Annotated in this window: 20 protein-coding genes and 1 pseudogene; all 21 read left to right on the top strand. The window is 54.8% G+C overall.

The features are described from left to right. Positions 1–22 precede the first annotated feature (22 nt). A complete protein-coding gene (tssM, locus tag HALTITAN_RS14455) occupies positions 23–3673 on the top strand; it encodes a type VI secretion system membrane subunit TssM (RefSeq protein WP_039859548.1) in 3651 nt (1216 codons plus the stop codon). After that, on the top strand, positions 3657–4268 hold the full coding sequence (locus tag HALTITAN_RS14460; RefSeq protein ID WP_039859549.1) for a GNAT family N-acetyltransferase: 612 nt from the start codon (positions 3657–3659) through the stop codon (positions 4266–4268). Before tssM ends, HALTITAN_RS14460 begins: the two co-directional genes overlap by 17 nt. Positions 4269–4368: 100 nt before the next feature. Further along, positions 4369–4509 (top strand): hypothetical protein, encoded by a 141-nt coding sequence (locus HALTITAN_RS25585; RefSeq protein WP_161609183.1) that lies wholly within the window; start codon positions 4369–4371, stop codon positions 4507–4509. Next, a complete protein-coding gene (locus tag HALTITAN_RS14465) occupies positions 4499–6718 on the top strand; it encodes a type VI secretion system Vgr family protein (protein ID WP_039859551.1) in 2220 nt (739 codons plus the stop codon). The genes HALTITAN_RS25585 and HALTITAN_RS14465 overlap by 11 nt, the downstream gene beginning before the upstream one ends. A 3-nt stretch (positions 6719–6721) precedes the next feature. Continuing rightward, positions 6722–7876 (top strand): DUF2169 family type VI secretion system accessory protein, encoded by a 1155-nt coding sequence (locus HALTITAN_RS14470; RefSeq protein WP_039859553.1) that lies wholly within the window; start codon positions 6722–6724, stop codon positions 7874–7876. Then, positions 7866–9569 carry a DNA/RNA non-specific endonuclease gene (locus tag HALTITAN_RS14475; protein ID WP_039859556.1) on the top strand — a complete coding sequence of 568 codons (1704 nt, stop codon included), beginning with the start codon at positions 7866–7868 and terminating at the stop codon, positions 9567–9569. Before HALTITAN_RS14470 ends, HALTITAN_RS14475 begins: the two co-directional genes overlap by 11 nt. Positions 9570–9585: 16 nt before the next feature. Next, positions 9586–9921, top strand: coding sequence for an antitoxin YezG family protein (locus tag HALTITAN_RS14480; protein WP_027956904.1), 336 nt, complete (start codon positions 9586–9588; stop codon positions 9919–9921). Between the two features lie 141 nt (positions 9922–10062). Further along, positions 10063–10793: pseudogene (locus HALTITAN_RS26055) on the top strand (DUF2169 domain-containing protein). After that, positions 10783–11886 (top strand): hypothetical protein, encoded by a 1104-nt coding sequence (locus tag HALTITAN_RS24540; RefSeq protein ID WP_051052066.1) that lies wholly within the window; start codon positions 10783–10785, stop codon positions 11884–11886. Before HALTITAN_RS26055 ends, HALTITAN_RS24540 begins: the two are co-directional and overlap by 11 nt. A gap of 102 nt (positions 11887–11988) precedes the next feature. Beyond that, positions 11989–12216, top strand: a complete 228-nt coding sequence (locus HALTITAN_RS26375; RefSeq protein ID WP_081742584.1) for an HNH/ENDO VII family nuclease — start codon at positions 11989–11991, stop codon at positions 12214–12216. 2 nt (positions 12217–12218) lie between these two features. Beyond that, positions 12219–12692 carry an ankyrin repeat domain-containing protein gene (locus HALTITAN_RS14500; RefSeq protein ID WP_039859560.1) on the top strand — a complete coding sequence of 158 codons (474 nt, stop codon included), beginning with the start codon at positions 12219–12221 and terminating at the stop codon, positions 12690–12692. Positions 12693–13199: 507 nt separating this feature from the next. Further along, entirely contained in the window at positions 13200–13346 is a 147-nt protein-coding gene (locus tag HALTITAN_RS26280) for an HNH endonuclease (protein ID WP_081742590.1), read from the top strand. A 20-nt stretch (positions 13347–13366) separates the two neighbouring features. Further along, the gene (locus HALTITAN_RS14505) at positions 13367–13888 is read left to right on the top strand and encodes an SMI1/KNR4 family protein (RefSeq protein ID WP_009287545.1); all 522 of its coding nucleotides are present in this window, start codon (positions 13367–13369) and stop codon (positions 13886–13888) included. 22 nt (positions 13889–13910) lie between these two features. Beyond that, positions 13911–14246 (top strand): antitoxin YezG family protein, encoded by a 336-nt coding sequence (locus HALTITAN_RS14510; RefSeq protein ID WP_027956899.1) that lies wholly within the window; start codon positions 13911–13913, stop codon positions 14244–14246. An 89-nt stretch (positions 14247–14335) separates the two neighbouring features. Then, on the top strand, positions 14336–15220 hold the full coding sequence (locus tag HALTITAN_RS14515; protein WP_255200412.1) for a DUF2169 family type VI secretion system accessory protein: 885 nt from the start codon (positions 14336–14338) through the stop codon (positions 15218–15220). Then, a complete protein-coding gene (locus tag HALTITAN_RS26225; RefSeq protein WP_255200411.1) occupies positions 15210–15341 on the top strand; it encodes a hypothetical protein in 132 nt (43 codons plus the stop codon). Before HALTITAN_RS14515 ends, HALTITAN_RS26225 begins: the two co-directional genes overlap by 11 nt. 41 nt (positions 15342–15382) lie before the next feature. Continuing rightward, positions 15383–15562, top strand: coding sequence for a hypothetical protein (locus HALTITAN_RS14520; protein WP_039859564.1), 180 nt, complete (start codon positions 15383–15385; stop codon positions 15560–15562). A gap of 363 nt (positions 15563–15925) precedes the next feature. Further along, positions 15926–16387, top strand: a complete 462-nt coding sequence (locus tag HALTITAN_RS14525; RefSeq protein ID WP_039859566.1) for a hypothetical protein — start codon at positions 15926–15928, stop codon at positions 16385–16387. Further along, the gene (locus HALTITAN_RS14530; protein ID WP_039859569.1) at positions 16374–16799 is read left to right on the top strand and encodes a tetratricopeptide repeat protein; all 426 of its coding nucleotides are present in this window, start codon (positions 16374–16376) and stop codon (positions 16797–16799) included. Before HALTITAN_RS14525 ends, HALTITAN_RS14530 begins: the two co-directional genes overlap by 14 nt. 297 nt (positions 16800–17096) lie before the next feature. After that, entirely contained in the window at positions 17097–17441 is a 345-nt protein-coding gene (locus HALTITAN_RS25390; RefSeq protein WP_152419272.1) for a hypothetical protein, read from the top strand. A gap of 311 nt (positions 17442–17752) precedes the next feature. Further along, the gene (locus tag HALTITAN_RS14535; RefSeq protein ID WP_022522009.1) at positions 17753–18964 is read left to right on the top strand and encodes a YeeE/YedE family protein; all 1212 of its coding nucleotides are present in this window, start codon (positions 17753–17755) and stop codon (positions 18962–18964) included. The last annotated feature ends 118 nt before the right edge of the window (positions 18965–19082 follow it).

Here is a 19082-nt window from a genome sequence, read left to right on the forward strand (position 1 = left end):
TAGGGACGAGGATTAAAGGCTCATGTGGGGAACATTGAAATCAAGGCTGAGCCGCTGGGTGCCCGGCTTTTCACGTGCACAGAGCACTCACAATCGCGCCAAAGCGCAAGCTAACAGAGTCAAGGGGCTAGGGCGGCTTTCCATGGCCATGTGGGGCGTATTAATCGTGCTCCTATTAGTGGCTATCTGGTGGTTAGGGCCTAGTTGGGAAGTGCGAGACAGCTACCCATTAGGCCCCTGGGTCAATCGGTTACTGGCTACCTTGGCGCTGGCAACGTTAGTGGCGGTGATTTGGGGCGTTCGGCTTTCCCGTCGACTGCGCAAAGCCGATGAGCTCGCGCAGGATATGGAGTCGCAGCAGTCAGACCCTATTCAGGAGAGTATCGACCAGCAGGAAACCTCGCTGAACAACGTATTATCCGAAATCATTGATAGCGTTGGCAGTGGGGACAGCAGCCGCTATCGCCTTCCCTGGTATTTGGTCATGGGGGTCGAAAACGCGGGCAAAACCAGCTTGGTCAACCGCTCTGGGCAAAACTTTGCGCTGTCCAATGTCATGAAAGCCTCTGGCATCAGCAGCAAGAAAAACCGCTTTGGTTTTGACTGGTGGATTGGCGATAAAGCGATACTCATCGACCCTGATGGCGAGTTATTGACCCAAGGCGCACTGGAAACTGGCGAGCCTGACGAACTGAATAGCCGCCTATGGGATCACTTCACCGAGTGGCTAGAGCGTAACCGCCCACGCCGCCCGCTGGACGGCGTTGTGCTGGTGTTGGATCTAGCCCGTCTTAGCCACGCCCAGGTAGCCGTTCGTAAAGCGTACGCGACGCTGTTACGTAGCCGCCTGCGCGAGTTGATGGAGCGCCACGGCAGCCGGTTACCGGTTTACGTCACCTTTAGCAAAATGGATTTGCTGCACGGTTTTGACGATTTCTTCCGCCATTACTCCCGTGCTGCACGGCGGGCGCCGTTAGGCTTTACCTTCTCGGCTAAATCCATTGATACACCGGGACAGTGGGAAGAAGAGTTCGCCGCCGCTTACGACAACATGCTGGAACGCCTTAACCGCGCAATGCCCACCATGCTGGCAGAGTGCCGCGACCGGGAAGAACGGGAGTCGGTGTTTCGCTTTGTGCGCCAGCTAGCAGGGCTGCGCGATGTGCTGCTCGGCTTCCTCAACGAAGCGCTCTCCAGCGACCGCTTTTCCACCGCGGCGATTGTACGCGGCACGTATTTCACCTCGGTTTATCAGCAGGGGGTGCCTGAAGATCCTTTCGTGGATGCTGCGGCACGCCGTTATGGCATGTCCGAAAGCGTTCAGCCTGCGCACCGTGCGACGCGCAGCGCGCTGTATTTCACTGAAGAACTGTTTGAGAAAGTCATTTATCCAGAAGCGGGGCTGGCCGGTGATAACGCCAAAGTCGCCCATCGCCGACAGCGTATTCGCCAAGCATGCATTGTTGGCTGCATGTTAGTGGCTGCGGTAATGATCGGTGGGTGGAGCCATTTCTACCAGAAAAACGCGACCTCGCTTTCCACCGTCGAGCATCGGGCGGAAACTTTCCTGGCCACTCACCCGGAAGAGTTCCAGAGCGACGACCCAACGGGCTACGAAATGCTGGCGCCGTTGGATCGCCTACGCGATGCGATGCAAACCTTCGAGGGCTACCGTACACACACACCTTTCCTTGCTGATATGGGGCTTTATCAAGGCCACATTATTGGTGGCCAGTTAGAGAATGCTTACCTCGCCATGTTGGAGTACCAATTCCTGCCGGCGTTGATGGTGGGCATCATGGATGACATGAACCGCGAAGAAGAGGGCAGTAACGCCAAGCTGGCGCTGCTGCGCATTTTGCGCATGATGTCTGACGCCAGCGGCCGCCAGCCCGAACGCGTACACGACTATATGGCACAGCGTTGGCAGTCGGATTTCCCCCAGCGTGGTGAAATCCAAGACCGCTTACTGGCTCATTTAGATTACGCCCTGCAGCACAGCGATTTGGAAAGCCGGGTTGCCGCTGGTAATCGGCGCGCTGAATATGCCATGGCGCCACTACGCGGCAGCTTAGTCGCCGCGATTGACGACCTATCACGCCTGCCGATGGATGAGCGGGTCTACGCCACCATGAAAGCTGACAGTAGCCGTCGCGGAGACCCTCTCGACCTGCGCCGTCAGGTGGGGTCGATGTTCAACACGGTGTTTATGGCGCGTAACGATGAGCCCTCGTATGTGCAACTGCCGTATCTGGTTACCCGGGGTGGCTTCGAAAATCACTTCCTGCAACAGCTTGATAGGGCAACCGAGCTAGCGCTTATCGACTTGTGGGTATTGGATCAGCGCGAAGACATCAACTTCAGCAACGCTGACCGTCAGCAACTGCAAAACGCCCTGCGTGACTATTATGTCAGTGACTATCGCGTGAGTTGGCGTGATGCCCTGCGCAATACCCAGCTTGTGCCCCTACCGGACATTCATCAGGCGGCGGTGGTCGCCGATGCGCTGGTCAGCGCCGAGCGCCCGCTAGACCGTCTGTTAGCAGCGGTCGAGCAGAATACCCGTCTCTATCCGGAACTGCCTGCAGATGACGAGGAAGCCCGTGAAGCGCTGCAGCGTTCACCGCGCTATCAGCTTGCTCACGATATCGAGCAGCAGTTTACCGCGATTAACAAGCTCTCCAATCCTCAAGAGGGGGATCCCTCCTCCCTGGAAGAGATCAAATCGGCGGTAACGGAGCTGCGTGATTACCTGCTTGATATAGAAGAAGCCAGCGACCCAGGGCGCGCCGCTTTCATCGGCGCGCGTGACCGCTTATCGCTGCGCGGTGATGACCCTATTTATCGCCTGCAGCGTATTGCTGACAGCTCGCCCGAGCCTGTCGCAAGCATGTTGAAAAGCCTGGCGGATCAAAGCTGGCAGCTCATCATGGCAAGCGCTATCAGTCACCTGGAAAATATCTGGATAGATGAAGTGGTGGCTCCCTACCAGGAGCGTTTAGCCGGGCGCTATCCGCTGGTGCCCAGTGCAAGCCGGGATGCTTCGCTAAGCGACTTTGAAGCCTTCTTTGCTCCTGAAGGTATCCTCGACAACTTCTATCAGGATAACTTGCAGCCCTTTATCGAAGGTGCGCCTGAGCAGTTGGTGGATACCCAGGGTAATTCGCTACTGCGTGAGAGCGTGTTTGCCGCTGTGTCACAGGCGGAACAAATTCGCCGTGCCTACTTTGGCCCTGATGGCGCACTAGACGTCGAGTTCTCTCTTGAGCCGATCAGCTTAAGCCCCGACAAGCGGCGCAGTGTGATCAGCGCCGATGGCCAGCTCATTGATTACACTCACAGCGCCAGTAGTCGGGTCTCCATGATTTGGCCAAATACGTTGCGTGGCGGCACGGATAGCCGCATCACCATGGTGCCCAGCCAGGTAAATCACTCGCCGCGGAGTATAACCCGCGATGGCGCCTGGGCTTGGTTCCGGCTGTTGGAAGAGGCAAACATCACCAGCGTTAATGAGCGTGAGTTAGAGCTACGTTTCAACGTGGACGGGGGCGCTATGCGTTATCGCCTATTTACCGATAGCGCCCCCAACCCCTTTACCCGTTCGCCCGCCGCAGGCTTCCAGTTACCGTCGGCACTCTATGCAGAACGAGGGCCCTATGCTGACGAAACTTAAGCAGTGGCTCTCCCCCTCAGCTAGCACGACCCATGACCACCCAGGTGGTCATGTGGATAGCGGCCCTGATGTTAATGGCCAAGCATCTTCCCGCGCGCTTGAAAGCGCCCGCGAAGGGGATATCGATAGTTTTATCGAAGCCGTCCAGCGTGCCGATGCAAAAGGGCATTCGCCCTGGGTACTGCGTGACAAGGCCTACCTGGATACGCTGCGCCGTGCTCTGGAATTTACCTTGCATCGCCAGGTGTGGTTGCAGCGCGAGCAAGAGCACGTTGAGCACTGGCAGGGGCGTTTACTCGCCCTGCGCCATGGGGATGGCCCGCCGCTGGGAATGGTGTTGGCGTGCCGACCCGATGACGAAGCCGCCTGGCAGCTGCGCTTCTTCTTTATCAGCCAAGAGTGGAAAGGCAGCGGCCATGGTGCGCGCCTGCTGACCGCTGCGCGGCTGAGTTTAAGCGGTGTGCCGCTACAAACGCGGCTACCACTGGTGTGCCACACGGCGATTCAAAGCCTGGAAGCGGCGGGGTTTCAACGAATGTACGTCGATGCTTTTGAGGTAGCGAGCTACGAAGCGCCAGCAAAATGGGATGAGTAAGGCAACGGCAGCTAAGGCTTTTAAGCGCCGATTGTGAAGCGCTGCTGATAGCCACAACTGTCGTCACCCAGTCTAGAAAAACAGCAGCGGAGGAACAGTAATGGGACAAAAAATGGTAGTGGCTAGTCGCTTAATTATCACTCTGGACACTAAGCCGGTTGTATTGACCGATCAGGCAACGGTCTGCGGCGGTACCTTAATCGGCAGTGGCCGCGAAGAGGGGGCTTACAATGGCGGATAATACGGGTCTTCAGTTTACCTTGACCCTTCCCGGGGCTACTGACACGGCGGTGGTGAGCTTTACCCACCGCGAAGCGCTGTCGGAGACGTTTGCGCTCACCGTTGAGTTCGCCAGCCGCACCCACGACCTGTCGCCCAGCGACTGTTTGGATCAAAATGCCACGCTGACCATTTGGCAGGACGGCGAGCCGCTGCGCCGGGTGCATGGCATTATCGCTGAGCTGCATCGCGGCGATCGCGGGCACCGGCGCAGCTTTTACCGCGTGGAAATTCGCCCCGCCCTGTGGCGACTATCGCTACGGCATAACTCTCGTATCTTTCAAGACACCATCCCTCATGATGCAATCAAAACGTTAGCCAGCGAGCGTGGCCTCACCGATATCGAGTTTGCCACTACGCGCACACCGCCCAGCCGTGAATTTCTGGTTCAGTACCGCGAGACCGACCTGGCCTTTATCGAGCGTGTGGCCGCCGAAGAGGGCTGCTTCTATTTCCATGAGTTTGAGAATGTTGAGGGCGGCAAACACCATTTGGTGTTTGCCGATGCCACGGTGGTACTGCCTAACATCGGCGAGCGTACCTACCACGGCCGCGCCGGGGGTACGCCGCCCCGACGTCACTTGCGCAAGCTACGCCAGGTTAGCCGGGTACGCCCCGCCTCGGCCACACTCAAGGATTACAGCTTCAAGAACCCGCCTTACGCTCAGCTTCACGAACACCAGGCGCCCAATCTAGGGGAGCACGCTCAGCGAGAGGATTACGAACACTACGACTACCCAGGGCGCTATAAGAAGGACGCCTCCGGCAAGCCGTTCACCCGCCACCGGCTAGAATCGCTACGTGCCGATGCCACTACCGCCGAAGCCGAGAGTGACCTGCCTGAACTCGCCCCCGGCACCTGCTTTACCCTCACTGACCACGATATCGACAGCCTCAACCGTGCTTGGCAGGTGGTCTCGGTGGTGCACCACGGCGAGCAACCTCAGGCACTGGAAGAGGATGGCATGGCGCGGGGTGGTAACGGGGCAAGCTCGGCTCAAGCAGGCGAGCTGATGACCCGCTACCACAATGACGTGGTGATCATGCCCCGGGATCAGACCTTCCGTCCGGTACCCAACCCCAAACCCCGAGTGGAGGGCCCCCAGGTGGCCTTTGTGGTTGGCCCCGAAGGCGAAGAGATCTACTGCGACAAATATGGCCGGGTCAAAGTGCAGTTCCCCTGGGATCGCTACGCCGCTCCCAACGAAACCGCCAGCTGCTGGGTGCGCGTCGCCCAGGGCTGGGCGGGCGGCGGCTACGGCAGCATGGCGATCCCCAGGATCGGGCATGAAGTTATAGTGTCACACTTGGAGGCTGACCCGGATCAGCCGCTGATCACCGGGCGCACCTACCACGCGGTGAACCGGCCGCCCTACCCACTGCCAGCCTACAAAACCCGCACGGTCATCCGCACCCAAAGCCACAAGGCGGAGGGCTTTAACGAACTGCGCTTTGAAGACGAAGCGGGCGAAGAGCAAATCTGGGTGCACGCCCAAAAAGACCTCGATCTGCTGACCCTTAACGACCGCACCGAGGACATCAAGCGCGATAGCACCCTGCATGTCTTTCGTGACCGCACCACCGACATCGACCGCGACGAAACCCGCACCGTCCACCGCCATGAAGTCCATACGGTGCATGGCAACGAGACCCATACCGTGGACGGTAACGAAACCTTTACCGTGCACAAGAACCGCCGCAAGACGGTGGATGGCAACGAAACCGACCGCATCGGTAAAAACTGGTCGAGCAAAGTCGGCAAGAACAAAACCGAAACCGTTGGTAAGGCGTACCTGCAGAACGTCGGCATGGGCCGTATGGAAAACGTCGGCCTGGGCTACAGCCTCAACGTCGGGGCAATCATGAATACCCTGGTCGGGCTCAGCAAGAGCACCCAGGTGGGGCTCAACCACTCGCTCAATGTCGGGCGCAACATCACCCTCAAGGCCGGCAACCAGCTCACCCTGCAGGTAGGCAACAGCCGGCTGGTGCTCACTGAGGATGCCATCTACCTGGATGCGGGCGAGATCCACGTCAAGGCGGGCACCAAGGTGCATGTCGACGGCCCCGATGACGTCCTGCTCAACACCGGCACCGCCCAGCCAGCGCCGGGTGGCGCCGAGGAAAGCGATGGCCCTGAACCAAGCGACGCTAAGTCGCCGGGGTGGTAGTACATGGCGCAAGTGATTAATCCAACGTCGTTCCCCCATGCGCTGTATCGCAAGCTCGGCCCGGGCGACCAAGAGTATGATGTGGTGGTGGTCCGCGCCACCTACCGATTCACCGAAGACAACTGGCCGCTGTTCGAGTCCAGCCACCAGCAGCCGATTCGCTGGCAGCCCACGCTTGAGGGCGACAGCGACAACCTGTATGCCCAGGTCATCACCGATGACCGCGACGTACTGCTCGGCAAACTCAGCACCGAAGTGCACGTGCATGGCACCCTGCGCTCGCCCACCGGGCAACCGCGCAGCACCTGGCAGGTGCGGGTACAGGTAGGCCCGGTGGACAAACGCCTGATCGTGCGTGGGCCACGGGAGTTCCGCTGGCAACTGCTCGGTGGCTGGCGGGTCACTGACCCCACGCCGGTAAGCGAAGTGCCGCTGGACTACCGCTACGCCTTCGGCGGCCACTACAGCCTGCCCGACGGGGACGCCCTTGCTAACACGCTCTACTACCCCGACAACCCCGCCGGGCGCGGCTGGTTGCCATCACGCGCTGACTATAAGCGGGTATCCAGCGAGGTTGCCAGGTACCTAAAACCCGATCTCAACGCCGTCACGCAGTTGCCTGCACCTCAACTGGAAGACCCGGACTGGCTGGTCACCTCACCCTTTGACCGCCCGGCCCCGGCAGGCTTTGGGCCCATCGCCCCCTGGTGGGAGCCCCGGGTGAGTTATCAAGGCACCTTCGACGATCACTGGAAAACCCAGCGGTTGCCCTACTGGCCCGAAGACTTCGACTATCGCTTTCACCACAGCGCCCCGGCGGATCTGGTCGCCCCCGACTACCTGCGCGGTGACGAACTGATGATCCTCACCAACTGCCTACCCAATAGCCGGGCGATCATGGTGGGAGACCGCCAACGCTTTCGCCACCGTACCCGGTTACCGGGCATCGCCCTGCAAGCTCTCACCGAGCATGCCAGCGGCCAGCACGGCAATACTCCGCTGGCACTCGACAGCGTGGTGATCGACCTGGATCGCGAAGACGTCACCCTGACCTGGCGGGCGCTGTTCCCGCTGGATGACCCGCTCAAACAGGTACGCATTCGGCGCACGCCGCTGGCGGCGACCTCATCCACCGGAGGAGCGCGCCATGTCGGATAACGCGCACGAGCTAGCCCCCATGTGTGTGACACCTGACGGACTGTGCGAAGAGGGCGACGGCCCACCCGGTGCTGACAGCAGCACACCGCGCGATACCCAGGGAGAGTCACCTCAAGGCGAAACCCTTAGCGGCCAAGCTCGTCACGCCGGTAATGCTGAGGCCCGATGGAGAGCGTTGACCAGCCACCCTGATTTTTGTCAGGTGGGCGATAAGATTGTGGGCTTCGATTCCTGTGCAACGTTGGGCAACCCCGTGAACTACTCGCCCAACGTGATCACCGCCGGGCAACGCACCTACCGGGTCGGCGATTTATGCCAAGGCACCGAAGGCAACGCCGGGTCAGGCGTGGGCTCTGGCACCTCCCAGGGTAGCGGCCACGTGCTGTTCATGACCGGGCACGACAACGTCAAAGCCAACGGCCTGCCTGTCGTTCGCGACGGCAGCGAATGCACGATCAACTGCAACGCCGCCGGGGCAGGCGGCGCCAAGGGCTATGTCCACACCAACACCGAGAGCGTCAACAGCCAGGCCGAAGAGAGCAGCGAGGCGCTCAGCGAGGCTGAACTGTTTCAGCAACAAGGCGAAGCCAACCTAGAACGCGTGGGCGAGCTACGCGACGCCCTGCACGATAACCCCAACGGCAAAACCGCTGCCGAGGCTGAAGCGCTCTATGCGGAGGTTCAGCAATTAGCCAGCGAGACCCGAGCTCAACAAGACGCCCTTATGGATGCGCTAAGGGAAGGGCGCATCAGCGGTAACGACTATATCGAGAGTAGTTTTGAGGTCGACGAAGCGGCTAATCGTGCTGCCGGTATGCAGCAAGAAGCCGAGCGCCAAGTGCGTTATACCTCAGAAAGTGGTCGCAATATCCGTGCGGCGGGGGTGTTTATGGCCGAAGCTGCGACGCCATATGGCACCATTGTGGATATACAAGACACCATGGCATTGTGGGGCGAAGGTAGAGTACTCGCCGCGTCGGGCATGACCCTGCTGACGGCTGTATCGGTTTTCCCAGGTGTCAGGCTTTTACGTAAGGCGGATGACGTCGTGGACATTGCCCGGAATACTGATAGGACAGGAGATGCGGCGGGAAGTGCCAATCGCAGTGGGACGCCAGGAGACAACGAAGGGGTGCAGATTAGCGCAAAGCAAGGAGGGAAGATTGTTCACCGGTTTGATAATGTTACGGATTTCAATCGGGCGGCTAACAATCCTCTACCAAATGCGCGTTATGAATATGGTACGTATGCTTGGGAAACTGATAATCTGGGCCGAGTCACGGAAGCTTCCGGAACAGTCCGGTTGGATGCGCTGGATGGCCGAGCAGGCACGGACGGCATTAGCACTAGTGTTATTGGAAAGGAAGGACAGCCAGGAGATGTAGGCTTTCACCTTATTGGTGATCAGTTCGGTGGGCCTACAAATAGATTGAATGTGGTGCCGGGTAATGGGGCACGAGTAAATCCCAATGGTCCGCCGAATTTGAACCAGGGCCAATATGGGAAATTTGAGCGCTCTATGAAGCGAGCTGCCCAAGATCCAGTGAATGTTGGGAAGAATGTGGAAGTCAGGATTTCGCCTCAGTATAACCCCAATAATAGTACAAATAGGCCTGATGAGTTTGAAGCTTCATACCGTGTTGATGGAGAGCGCTGGAAAACGTTTGTATTTGAAAATAAACAAGGTGGATAAAGAAAGGAGTAAGTAAATGTCTATAGAATTTCAGAAAAATGTTGTTCAAGAGGTGGCAGGCTTAGTTGGGCCAGGATGGGAGAAGATAACTGTAAATATTGAAATTGATGATGTTGAAGGAGAAATAGTGGTAAGCCCAGAGGCTGATGTTTGGTATGACGGAAGTGCCGATGAACTTCGATTAGATATAGTGGCTCGAAATTCTTTTAAAAAGCTTCGTGAGGTTATGGCCCAGAACGATAAGGAAAATCGTGCCTGGACGATTTGCGATCTTGAAATTCAGAATGATGGACAATTCAAATTTAAGTTCTCATATGATGAACCGCCTAGATTGGCTACTTTGAAGGAATGACAAAGAGAGCTCTTAATATTCTGTGCCAGCGGTAGTGTTCAGAATTCTGTGTCAGCTAGCTCACAGGTAGATATGATCGTCTAGTTCCGCTGGCAACTGCTCGGTGGCTGGCGGGTCACTGACCCCACACCGGTCAGCGAAGTGCCGCTGGACTACCGCTACGCCTTCGGTGGGCACTACAGCCTGCCCGACGAGGACGCCCTCGCTAACACACTCTACTACCCCGACAACCCCGCCGGGCGGGGCTCGTTGCCATCGCGCGCTGACTACAAGCGGGTATCCAGCGAGGTCGCCCGGTACCTAAAACCCGACCTTAACGCTGTGACACGGCTACCCGCCCCCCAACTGGAAGACCCAGACTGGCTGGTCACCTCACCCTTTGACCGCCCGGCCCCGGCAGGCTTTGGTCCATCGCCCCCTGGTGGGAGCCCCGGGTCAGTTATCAAGGCACCTTCGACGATCACTGGAAAACCCAGCGGTTGCCCTACTGGCCCGAAGACTTCGACTATCGCTTTCACCACAGCGCCCCGGCGGATCTGGTCGCCCCCGACTACCTGCGCGGCGACGAACTGATGATCCTCACCAACTGCTTAGCCAATAGCCAGGCGATTATGGTGGGAGACCGCCAACGCTTTCGCCACCGCACCCGGCTACCGGGCATCGCCTTGCAGGCTCTCACCGAACACGCCAGTGGCCAGCGCGGCAATACCCCACTGGCCCTCGACAGCGTGGTGATCGACCTGGATCACGAAGACGTCAGCCTCACCTGGCGGGCGCTGTTCCCGCTCGATGACCCGCTCAAACAGGTACGCATCCGGCGCACACGGCTGGCGGCGACCTCATCCACCGGAGGGGCACGCCATGTCGGATGACAGCAACACGCCACCAGACGCCCAGGGGCAAGCCCGTAACGGCCAGGCTCGCCACGCCGGTAATGCGGAGGCCCGATGGAGAGCGTTGACCAGCTACCCTGATTTTTGCCAAGTGGGCGACAAGATCATAGGTTTCGATTCCGAGGCGACGCTCGGCAACCCGGTGAACTACTCGCCCAACGTGATCACCGCCGGGCAGCGCACCTACCGGGTCGGCGATTTGTGCCAAGGCACCGAGGGCAACGACGGCTCGGGGGTGGGCTCCGGCACCTCCCAAGGCAGTGGTCACGTGCTGTTCTTGACCGGACAGGACAACGTCAAAGCCAACGGCCAACCGGTTGTCCATGACGGCAGCGAATGCACGATCAACTGCAACGCCGCCGGGGTAGGCGGCGCCAAGGGCTATGTCCACACCAACACCGAGACCGTCAACAGCCAGCCCGAAGAGACCAGCGAGTCACTCAGCGTGGCCGAGCAATTACAGCAAGAGGCACAAGCCAACCTGGAACGCGTAGGCGAACTACGAGAGGCTTTGAATGACAACCCCACAGGCAAAACCTCGGAACAAGCCCTGGCGTTGCGGGCGCAGGTAGAGGAGCTTTCCCAGACGGTGGAGCACCAGCAGCAAGCGATGATGGAGGCCTCTCGCAACGGCACCCTCACGGATGATGAGCTGCATGATTTGATAGACTACATCAATGAAGCTACCGCCAGTGTTGGAGAGTTGCGAGAGAACGTTGGACGGCAGACCGCGCGTGCCAATGGCAAAGGGACATGGGTTGATTTTCTTATTGGTTTTAACCCCGTTATAGCGGGAGCACAGCTGCTTGAAGGAGTGGGAGATGGCATCAGGTCAGGCCAATACGGCCAGGCCATTTTGCCTGTGTTACTTGATGCTACGCCCATCGGGCGCTCTCTCGGTTCCTTTGTTAACAAGGTGTTTGGCGGTTTCAAAAAGCCCAAGAGGGTTGACAGAGATTCGTCTAGTAGCACTGACGACACCTCGACTAAGGCGGATGTGCCACCACCGGCGCCTGAGGAAGGGGGGGCAGATTGCGGGGCGAGGAAAAACTGGGCAAGGAGGGGATATTGATGTTCCAGTTAAAACCCCTACTCTGACTCTAAGAGAAGGCCTAAGTACGGTAAGGGTCAGGTTGAAGATGTATGGGAGAACGCGAAGCAACCTGACGGAAATATCTATGATCCGAATACAGGTGAGTTACTAGAATGGGACACTTCGAAGTCAAGGGCTGGTCAGTGGGATATGGGGCATAAGCCTGGTCACGAATATCGAAAACTACACAAGGACTACATGGATGATAAGATCACGAAGGAAGAGTTCATGACGTTTTATAGAGACCCAAATAATTATCAGCCGGAATCTCCTAGTGCAAACCGGAGCCGTAAGTACGAGGTCGACTAAATATGAGTATTGAAGATGTTTTTCAGGCGATCCGATTAAAGAACTACCAAGACTATCTTCGTTTAATTGATGGCGTTGATGTAAACGCAGAAAACGAAGATGGACAAACACTGCTTCATGAGGCTGCTGCTTACAATAGCCTTGAGTGCGCCCGGGACCTAATTTCCAGAGGAGCGGATGTAGATAGCCAGGATCCGAAGGAAATGGTTCCCTTACACTATGCTGCTGCCAATGGAGCGTTTGAGGTTGCCGAGATTTTAGCTGAAGGTGGGGCAAACTTTTCTATCAGTGATAAGTACGGAAATGAGCCTTTGTGGACAGCGGTTTTTAATGCCAGAGGGAACTATAAAACAGTCGATCTATTTGTAAGGCACGGCGCAAACCCCAACCATAAAAATGATAGTGGAAAGTCCCAGTTTGATTTCGCCAAGCAAATTAAAGATTTCGGATTGATCACAATGCTTGAGAATGAGTAGTATCAAAGACGAGCCTCCAAGGCAGATTGAGGATATACTTCGAGGTGACTACCCGGAGCTTTTCGATCGTCACAACCTTCAGGCTTTCGGACTGTTGACGTCTGAAATATGAGCCTGTGAACCAAGTTCTGTAACTGCCTATGAGTAATGTATTCAAAAGCCTGTATCATGCAGACCGGTAGTGTTCAGAATTCTGTGTCAGCCGTTCGTCCCGTCTGAATTCAGACCGATTCTAACGAAGCCGTTGGATACGCGTGGTTCAAGGCTGGGCGGGCGGCGGCTACGGCAGCATCGCGATCCCCAGGGGCGGCCTGACCCAGATCAGTCGCTGATCACCGGGCACACCTTTTATGCGGTGAACACGCCACCTTAACCGCTACCGGCCAACAAAACCCGCATGGTGATCCGCACCCAGAGCCATAAAAGCAAAGGCTTTAACGAACTGCGCTTTGAAGATGCCACCGGCGAGGAGCAGGCTGGCTCCTCGTCCAAAAAGACCTCGACCTACTGGCCCTCAACGACCGCAGCGAAGAGGTCAAGTGCGATAATTATACCTGGCATAGGGGGACAGCACTACATCATCTAGATAATGTGACAATACAGTTTATTCCTACAAAGTTGCACGGAAATATACCGCATATAGGATCTGCATAAGATCTTAGAGGAGGGTTTTAATGTACAGTGAAATTTTAAGTAACCTTGGGGCAAGGGCATTGAAAGATGATTCAATTGAGCAATGTTCTTATGAGCAAGTATGCTCAGAGCTCGATATCAGACTACCAGATGATTATGTGTTGCTGTTAAATGATTATAATGGCTCAATTGTTTTTGATAATGGGACTATGTTTAAGCCAAAACAAAAAACTCCGATTGATTCAGAAGATGGCTTTCAGTCATTGGAGATTCTTTATGGTTTAAGTGGAAAGAATAATTTAATAAAGAAAAATGTGATGTATAAAGATCAGATTCCGGCTGGTTTTGTAACAATTGGTGAATCTATTGGAGGCAGTCAGATATGCGTGTCAAGCGCTGGCGGTGGTATTTATTTTTGGTTTCATGAGGCTGAAACTGATGATGGCTCTCTACTTGTAGTGTCGGATAGTCTCAATAGCTTTATTAATTCACTGATAATTGACGACATGCAAGGTAAAAATAAAAGAGAAGTGGATGATTCAGGCTCATTTTTAGATTTTTAATCGTGATGGATGGGAGTTTTAAATGAGTGTTAATCTACAGGGTAATGTAGTTCAGGAGGTCTTGCTTTTAGTACCTCACAAGTGGGATAAAATTCAGCTGAATATTGAAATTGATGATATTGAAGGTGAATTAGTCATTAGCCCGAAGGGAAAGTATTTTATTGGTGATGAATTGTATGAGTTACGCTTAGGAGTTGATACCACTAATGCTTTTAAAGAACTCCGCAAGGTTATGGCTCAGAACGATAGGGAAAGCCGAGCCTGGACTATCTGCGACCTTGATGTTCAAAATGATGGCCAATACGATTTTAAGTTCTCATATGATGAACCACCTAGGTTGGCTACTTTGAAAAATTGATAATAAAGGCTCTTCGTCGGTAGTGTCAGAATTCTGTGTCAGCTCATGAATCCAGGGTATAACGGTTTGTAATTGGCGGGAATTGCACCCTGCTCTCGCCCACAGGCCAGCCGCGCAGCACCTGGCAGGTGCGGGTGCAGGTGGGCTCTGTGGACAAACGCCTGATCGTGCGCGGGCCACGGGAGTTCCGCTGGCAACTGCTCGGTGGCTGGCGGGTCACTGACCCCACACCGGTGAGCGAAGTCCCGCTGAATTACCGCTACGCTTTCGGCGGCCACTACAGCCTGCCCGGCGGGGACGCCCTCGCTAACACGCTCTACTACCCCGACAACTCCGCCGGGCGGGGCTGGTTGCCATCACGCGCTGACTATAAACGGGTATCCAGCGAGGTCGCCAGGTACCTCAAACCCGACCTGAACGCCGTCACGCAGTTGCCCGCACCTCAACTAGAAGACCCGGACTGGCTGGTTACCTCACCCTTTGATCGTCCGGCCCCGGCAGGTTTTGGCCCCATTGCCCCCTGGTGGGAGCCCCGGGTGAGTTATCAAGGCACCTTCGACGATCACTGGAAAACCCAGCGGTTGTCCTACTGGCCCGAAGACTTCGACTATCGCTTTCACCACAGCGCCCCGGCGGATCTGGTCGCGCCTGACTACTTGCGTGGTGACGAACTGATGGTCCTCACCAACTGCTTAGCTAATAGCCGGGCGATCATGGTGGGGGACCGCCAACGGCTGCGTCACCGCACCCGGCTACCGGGCATCGCCCTGCACGCCCTTACCGACCATGCCAGTGGCCAGCGCGGCAATACTCCGCTAGCCCTCGACAGCGTGGTGATCGACCTGGATCGGGAAGACGTTAGCCTCACCTGGCGGGCACTGTTCCCGCTGGATAACCCGCTCAAGCAGGTACGCATCCGGCGCGCACCGCTGGCGGCGACCTCATCCACCGGAGGGGGACGTCATGTCGGATAGTAGCCTAACCATCTGCATCGGCGGTCAAAGCCCCTGCGAAGGCGATGATAAGGCCACCAACGCAGGCACGCCCGACGATACTTACGCGGCAGCCCACCAAGGCGAAACCCTTAGCGGGTAGGCCCTTCATGCCGGTAATGCGGAGGCCCGCTGGGCAATCCGGTGAACTACTCGCCCAACGTGATCACCGTCGGGCAGCGCACCTACCGGGTCGGTGATTTATGCCAAGGCACCGAGGGCAACGACGGGGCGGTCGTGGGCTCCGTCACGTCCCAAGGTAGTGGCCATGTGCTGTTTTTAACCGGACACGACAACGTCAAAGCCAACGGCCAACCGGTCTGACGGCAGCGAATGCATGATCAACTGCGATGCTGCTGGAGTAGGCGGCGCCAAGGGCTATGTACACACGAATATAAAATGCTTGAAGAAGTAAAGCTTATAGAGAGCTTCGACGGGGAAACGGAATTTTTAGCATCTGATGGCGAATGGTACCCGCTTAAAGATGTCGATATGTCGCATAAAGTAAATGCTGTAACATAGTGAAATAGAGGAGGAAGAAGATTTGGAGAAAAATTCAAAGAAGTCAGGCAGTGAATACTGGGTTCTAAGAATTATACAACCACGATTCGATTAACCGATCACAGGTGCGCGGCTGAGAGAGACATATCAGCCACCATTGCAATAAACTAAACAAGGGTTGGCTTTATGGGAAAAATACCTCTTGATAAAGACGTCGAAAGTTTTGTGTATAAGTGCGGAACGAAAGCACGGGAGTCTATGAGTGCGGGAGATTTTGATTCTGCAGAAAAATTCTACTTAGAAGCATGGAGTGCACTGCCTTATCCAAAAGAAAGTCATGATCATGCGCATAGTATTTCGGTTGCAGTGACGAAGTTTTATCGAGAAATCGGAGAAACAGAAAAATCGTTGTCTTGGCTAAAAATAGCCAAGAAGGCTTATGGCAATAGCATTGCTGGTGAAGCAAGCCTTGGTTTTCTCTTGGCCACCATTTTATACGAAGGGGGACGGTTTGATCAGGCTTATGAGGAATTTGATAAACTTTTTAAGAAATATAACAAGCGACCTTTTCAAGGAGAAAAGAATGAGTATCTGGAGTTTTATTTGAATAAACGTGTTAAAGAGGGTGGTGGCGATGAAGCTTCCTGACAGTGTATACGATGACATCGAAAGGTTGTCAGAAAAAGGCAACGCTTTTTTGGATGGAGGAAAGTGCGACGCAGCCATAGGTGAGTGGGAGGAGGCCTTATCCCTGGTTCCGGAGCCTAGAAGTGATTGGGAAGCGTCTACATGGCTATATAGCTCTATTGGTGATGCGTATTTTCAAAAAGGTGATTACTATAAAGCTAAAGAATCACTTTTTGATGCTCTAAACTGTCCAGATGGTGTAAACAACCCGTTTATTCATTACATGCTTGGGAAAACTTTGATCAAGCTTAATGATGAAAATGGTATACCAAGCTTTCTAAAAGCATATCTTCTGGATGGATTGGAAATATTTGAACTTGATGAAGAGGGTGGAGAGTACTTGAACCTTTTGAAAAAGAGAAAATTGATATAAATTCATGTCTTGGGGAAGGCTGAATAATTGCCAATATTTGTCAACTCTCATTTAAGCTGACAAAAAAGTCAAAAATGAGAGCGTTCAAAACTCTGTGTCAGCCAATTTACAGATCGATATGATTATTTAAGCGGTGTGCCAAAGTCCACTCTCGTCTTAGCCTTCGGTAGTCATTACCACTTGTCCGAAGGGGACGCCACCACCAGATGTTGTATAAAACCATCTTGTTAAAGCTTTGATTGTCTAAAACACTCAGGATGTTAAGGTGAATAATTTTAATTATTTTAAGGGATTTACATGAAAGTTTCTGATTTAAATGCATTGATTATGTTTTTAATACCATTGGTTATTTCTATTGCTTTCCTTTATTGCATGGTTAAAGCTTTCTTTTATACATCTGCGCCCTCAGGGCCGGCATCGATTGGAAGAGCATTCGGTTTTCTTGCTGCTGGTGAGACTGTTAGTGCATTGAGTGTTTGGTATCTATTTTACTATGGGCCATTTAGACTTTCTAATGATTTTATTATATTTATAAGTTGTTTGTTGCTAGTGCCTGTTTTTATATGCATAAGCGTTGGGTCAGGCTGCTTGGCTGCAAGGAGCTATGAACATGTAGGGAACATGAATGCGAAAATTTTATAAGTGTTGGTTTCTTTATACATTTATTGATTTCTTTCATAGTGTTTTTTAACTCTGGTTATGTTTTATTCATGATGCTAAGTTTTATTCCATGTAGTTTGTTAGGTGTTTTTTATCAGCTTAAAAAGGGAAGTAGGAGATAACGCAGGTGGTTGCGTCGCTCCAGTATCCATATATTCCATAAAGACATAAGCACCTCTCAACAAAGAATTTCCCGCACTCTACAGCTATCGTTAGGCTTATAACTATTGTCCATGTCTACCAAAAGCGCCTGTTTGTTAACAGGCGCTTTTGGTGCTGCTAAAGGTGAATGTATGTCTACAACGACGGTTGCTGCGCCGCAGAGCTATCGCGTGCCGCTGATAGCCACAGCGGCGATTGTGCTGGGTGCGTTGCTTATTGGGGTTGTCTTTGACGCCAACATTGGCCTGTTGATGATTGTCGGCGGGCTATTTGGCATGGTGCTGTATCACGCTGCCTTTGGTTTTACCTCAGCGTGGCGGGTATTTATTACTGAGCGGCGGGGGCGTGGCCTGCGTGCCCAAATGGTGATGCTGGCCATTGCCGTGGTGCTGTTTTTCCCTGCCCTGGGGGCGGGCACGCTGTTTGGTAACGAGGTGTCGGGCTTTGTGGCGCCTATTGGTATCTCCGTGCTTGTAGGGGCGTTCCTGTTCGGTGTGGGCATGCAGTTAGGCGGCGGCTGTGCCTCTGGCACGCTGTTTACCGCGGGCGGCGGTAACGCTCGTATGTTGATTACGCTGGTGTTCTTTATTGTCGGCTCGGTGATTGGCTCGGCGCATTTTGCCTGGTGGCAGAGCTTACCGGCTTTTCAACCGGTATCGCTGGTTAACGTCGCCGGGGTCAGTGGGGGGATCGCCATTAGCCTGGTGCTGTTTGCGGCTATTGCGGCGTTTACCTGGGTGATGGAGAAGCGTCGTCATGGTCAGTTAGAACAGGCGCCCATGGTCGATAAGCATGGCTATGAGCGTTGGTTGACTGGGCCTTGGCCGTTAGTGGCGGGCGCGGTGGCGTTGGCGCTGCTCAACTTTGCCACCTTGGCACTGGCAGGCCGCCCTTGGGGAATTACCTCTGCGTTTGCGCTGTGGGGTGCTAAAGGCTTTGAACTGGTGGGCGGCGATGTCAGCCAGTGGGGCTATTGGCAGTCCCCTGGCAACGCAGCGGCCCTTAAAGCCAGCGTATGGAGCGACATCACTACGGTAATGAATGTCGGTATTATGCTGGGCGCGCTGGCTGCCGCCAGCTTGGCGGGTCGCTTTGCACCTAACTTCAGAATCCCGTTGAAATCTATCTTGGCCGCGGTCATCGGCGGCATCTTGCTAGGTTATGGCGCGCGTTTGGCGTTTGGTTGCAATATTGGTGCTTACTTCAGCGGCATTGCCTCTGGCAGCCTTCACGGTTGGGTATGGCTGGTAGCGGCGTTTGCGGGCAACATGTTTGGCGTTAAGCTGCGGCCGTTCTTCTTCGCTGGCGTGGAGGGGCGCAAACCCACCGCTAAAACTTGCTAGGGCATCGTTAGATCACTAGTTAATCGCGCCATCACGCCTCGGTTTAGGCTTCCTAAACCGAGGCGTTTTTTTATCAACATGGTCGCTCTCTTCCACCTTTGTCGCAGGAGCATGTTAC

The organism is Vreelandella titanicae BH1 (assembly GCF_000336575.1).
Taxonomy (GTDB): Bacteria; Pseudomonadota; Gammaproteobacteria; order Pseudomonadales; family Halomonadaceae; genus Vreelandella; species Vreelandella titanicae.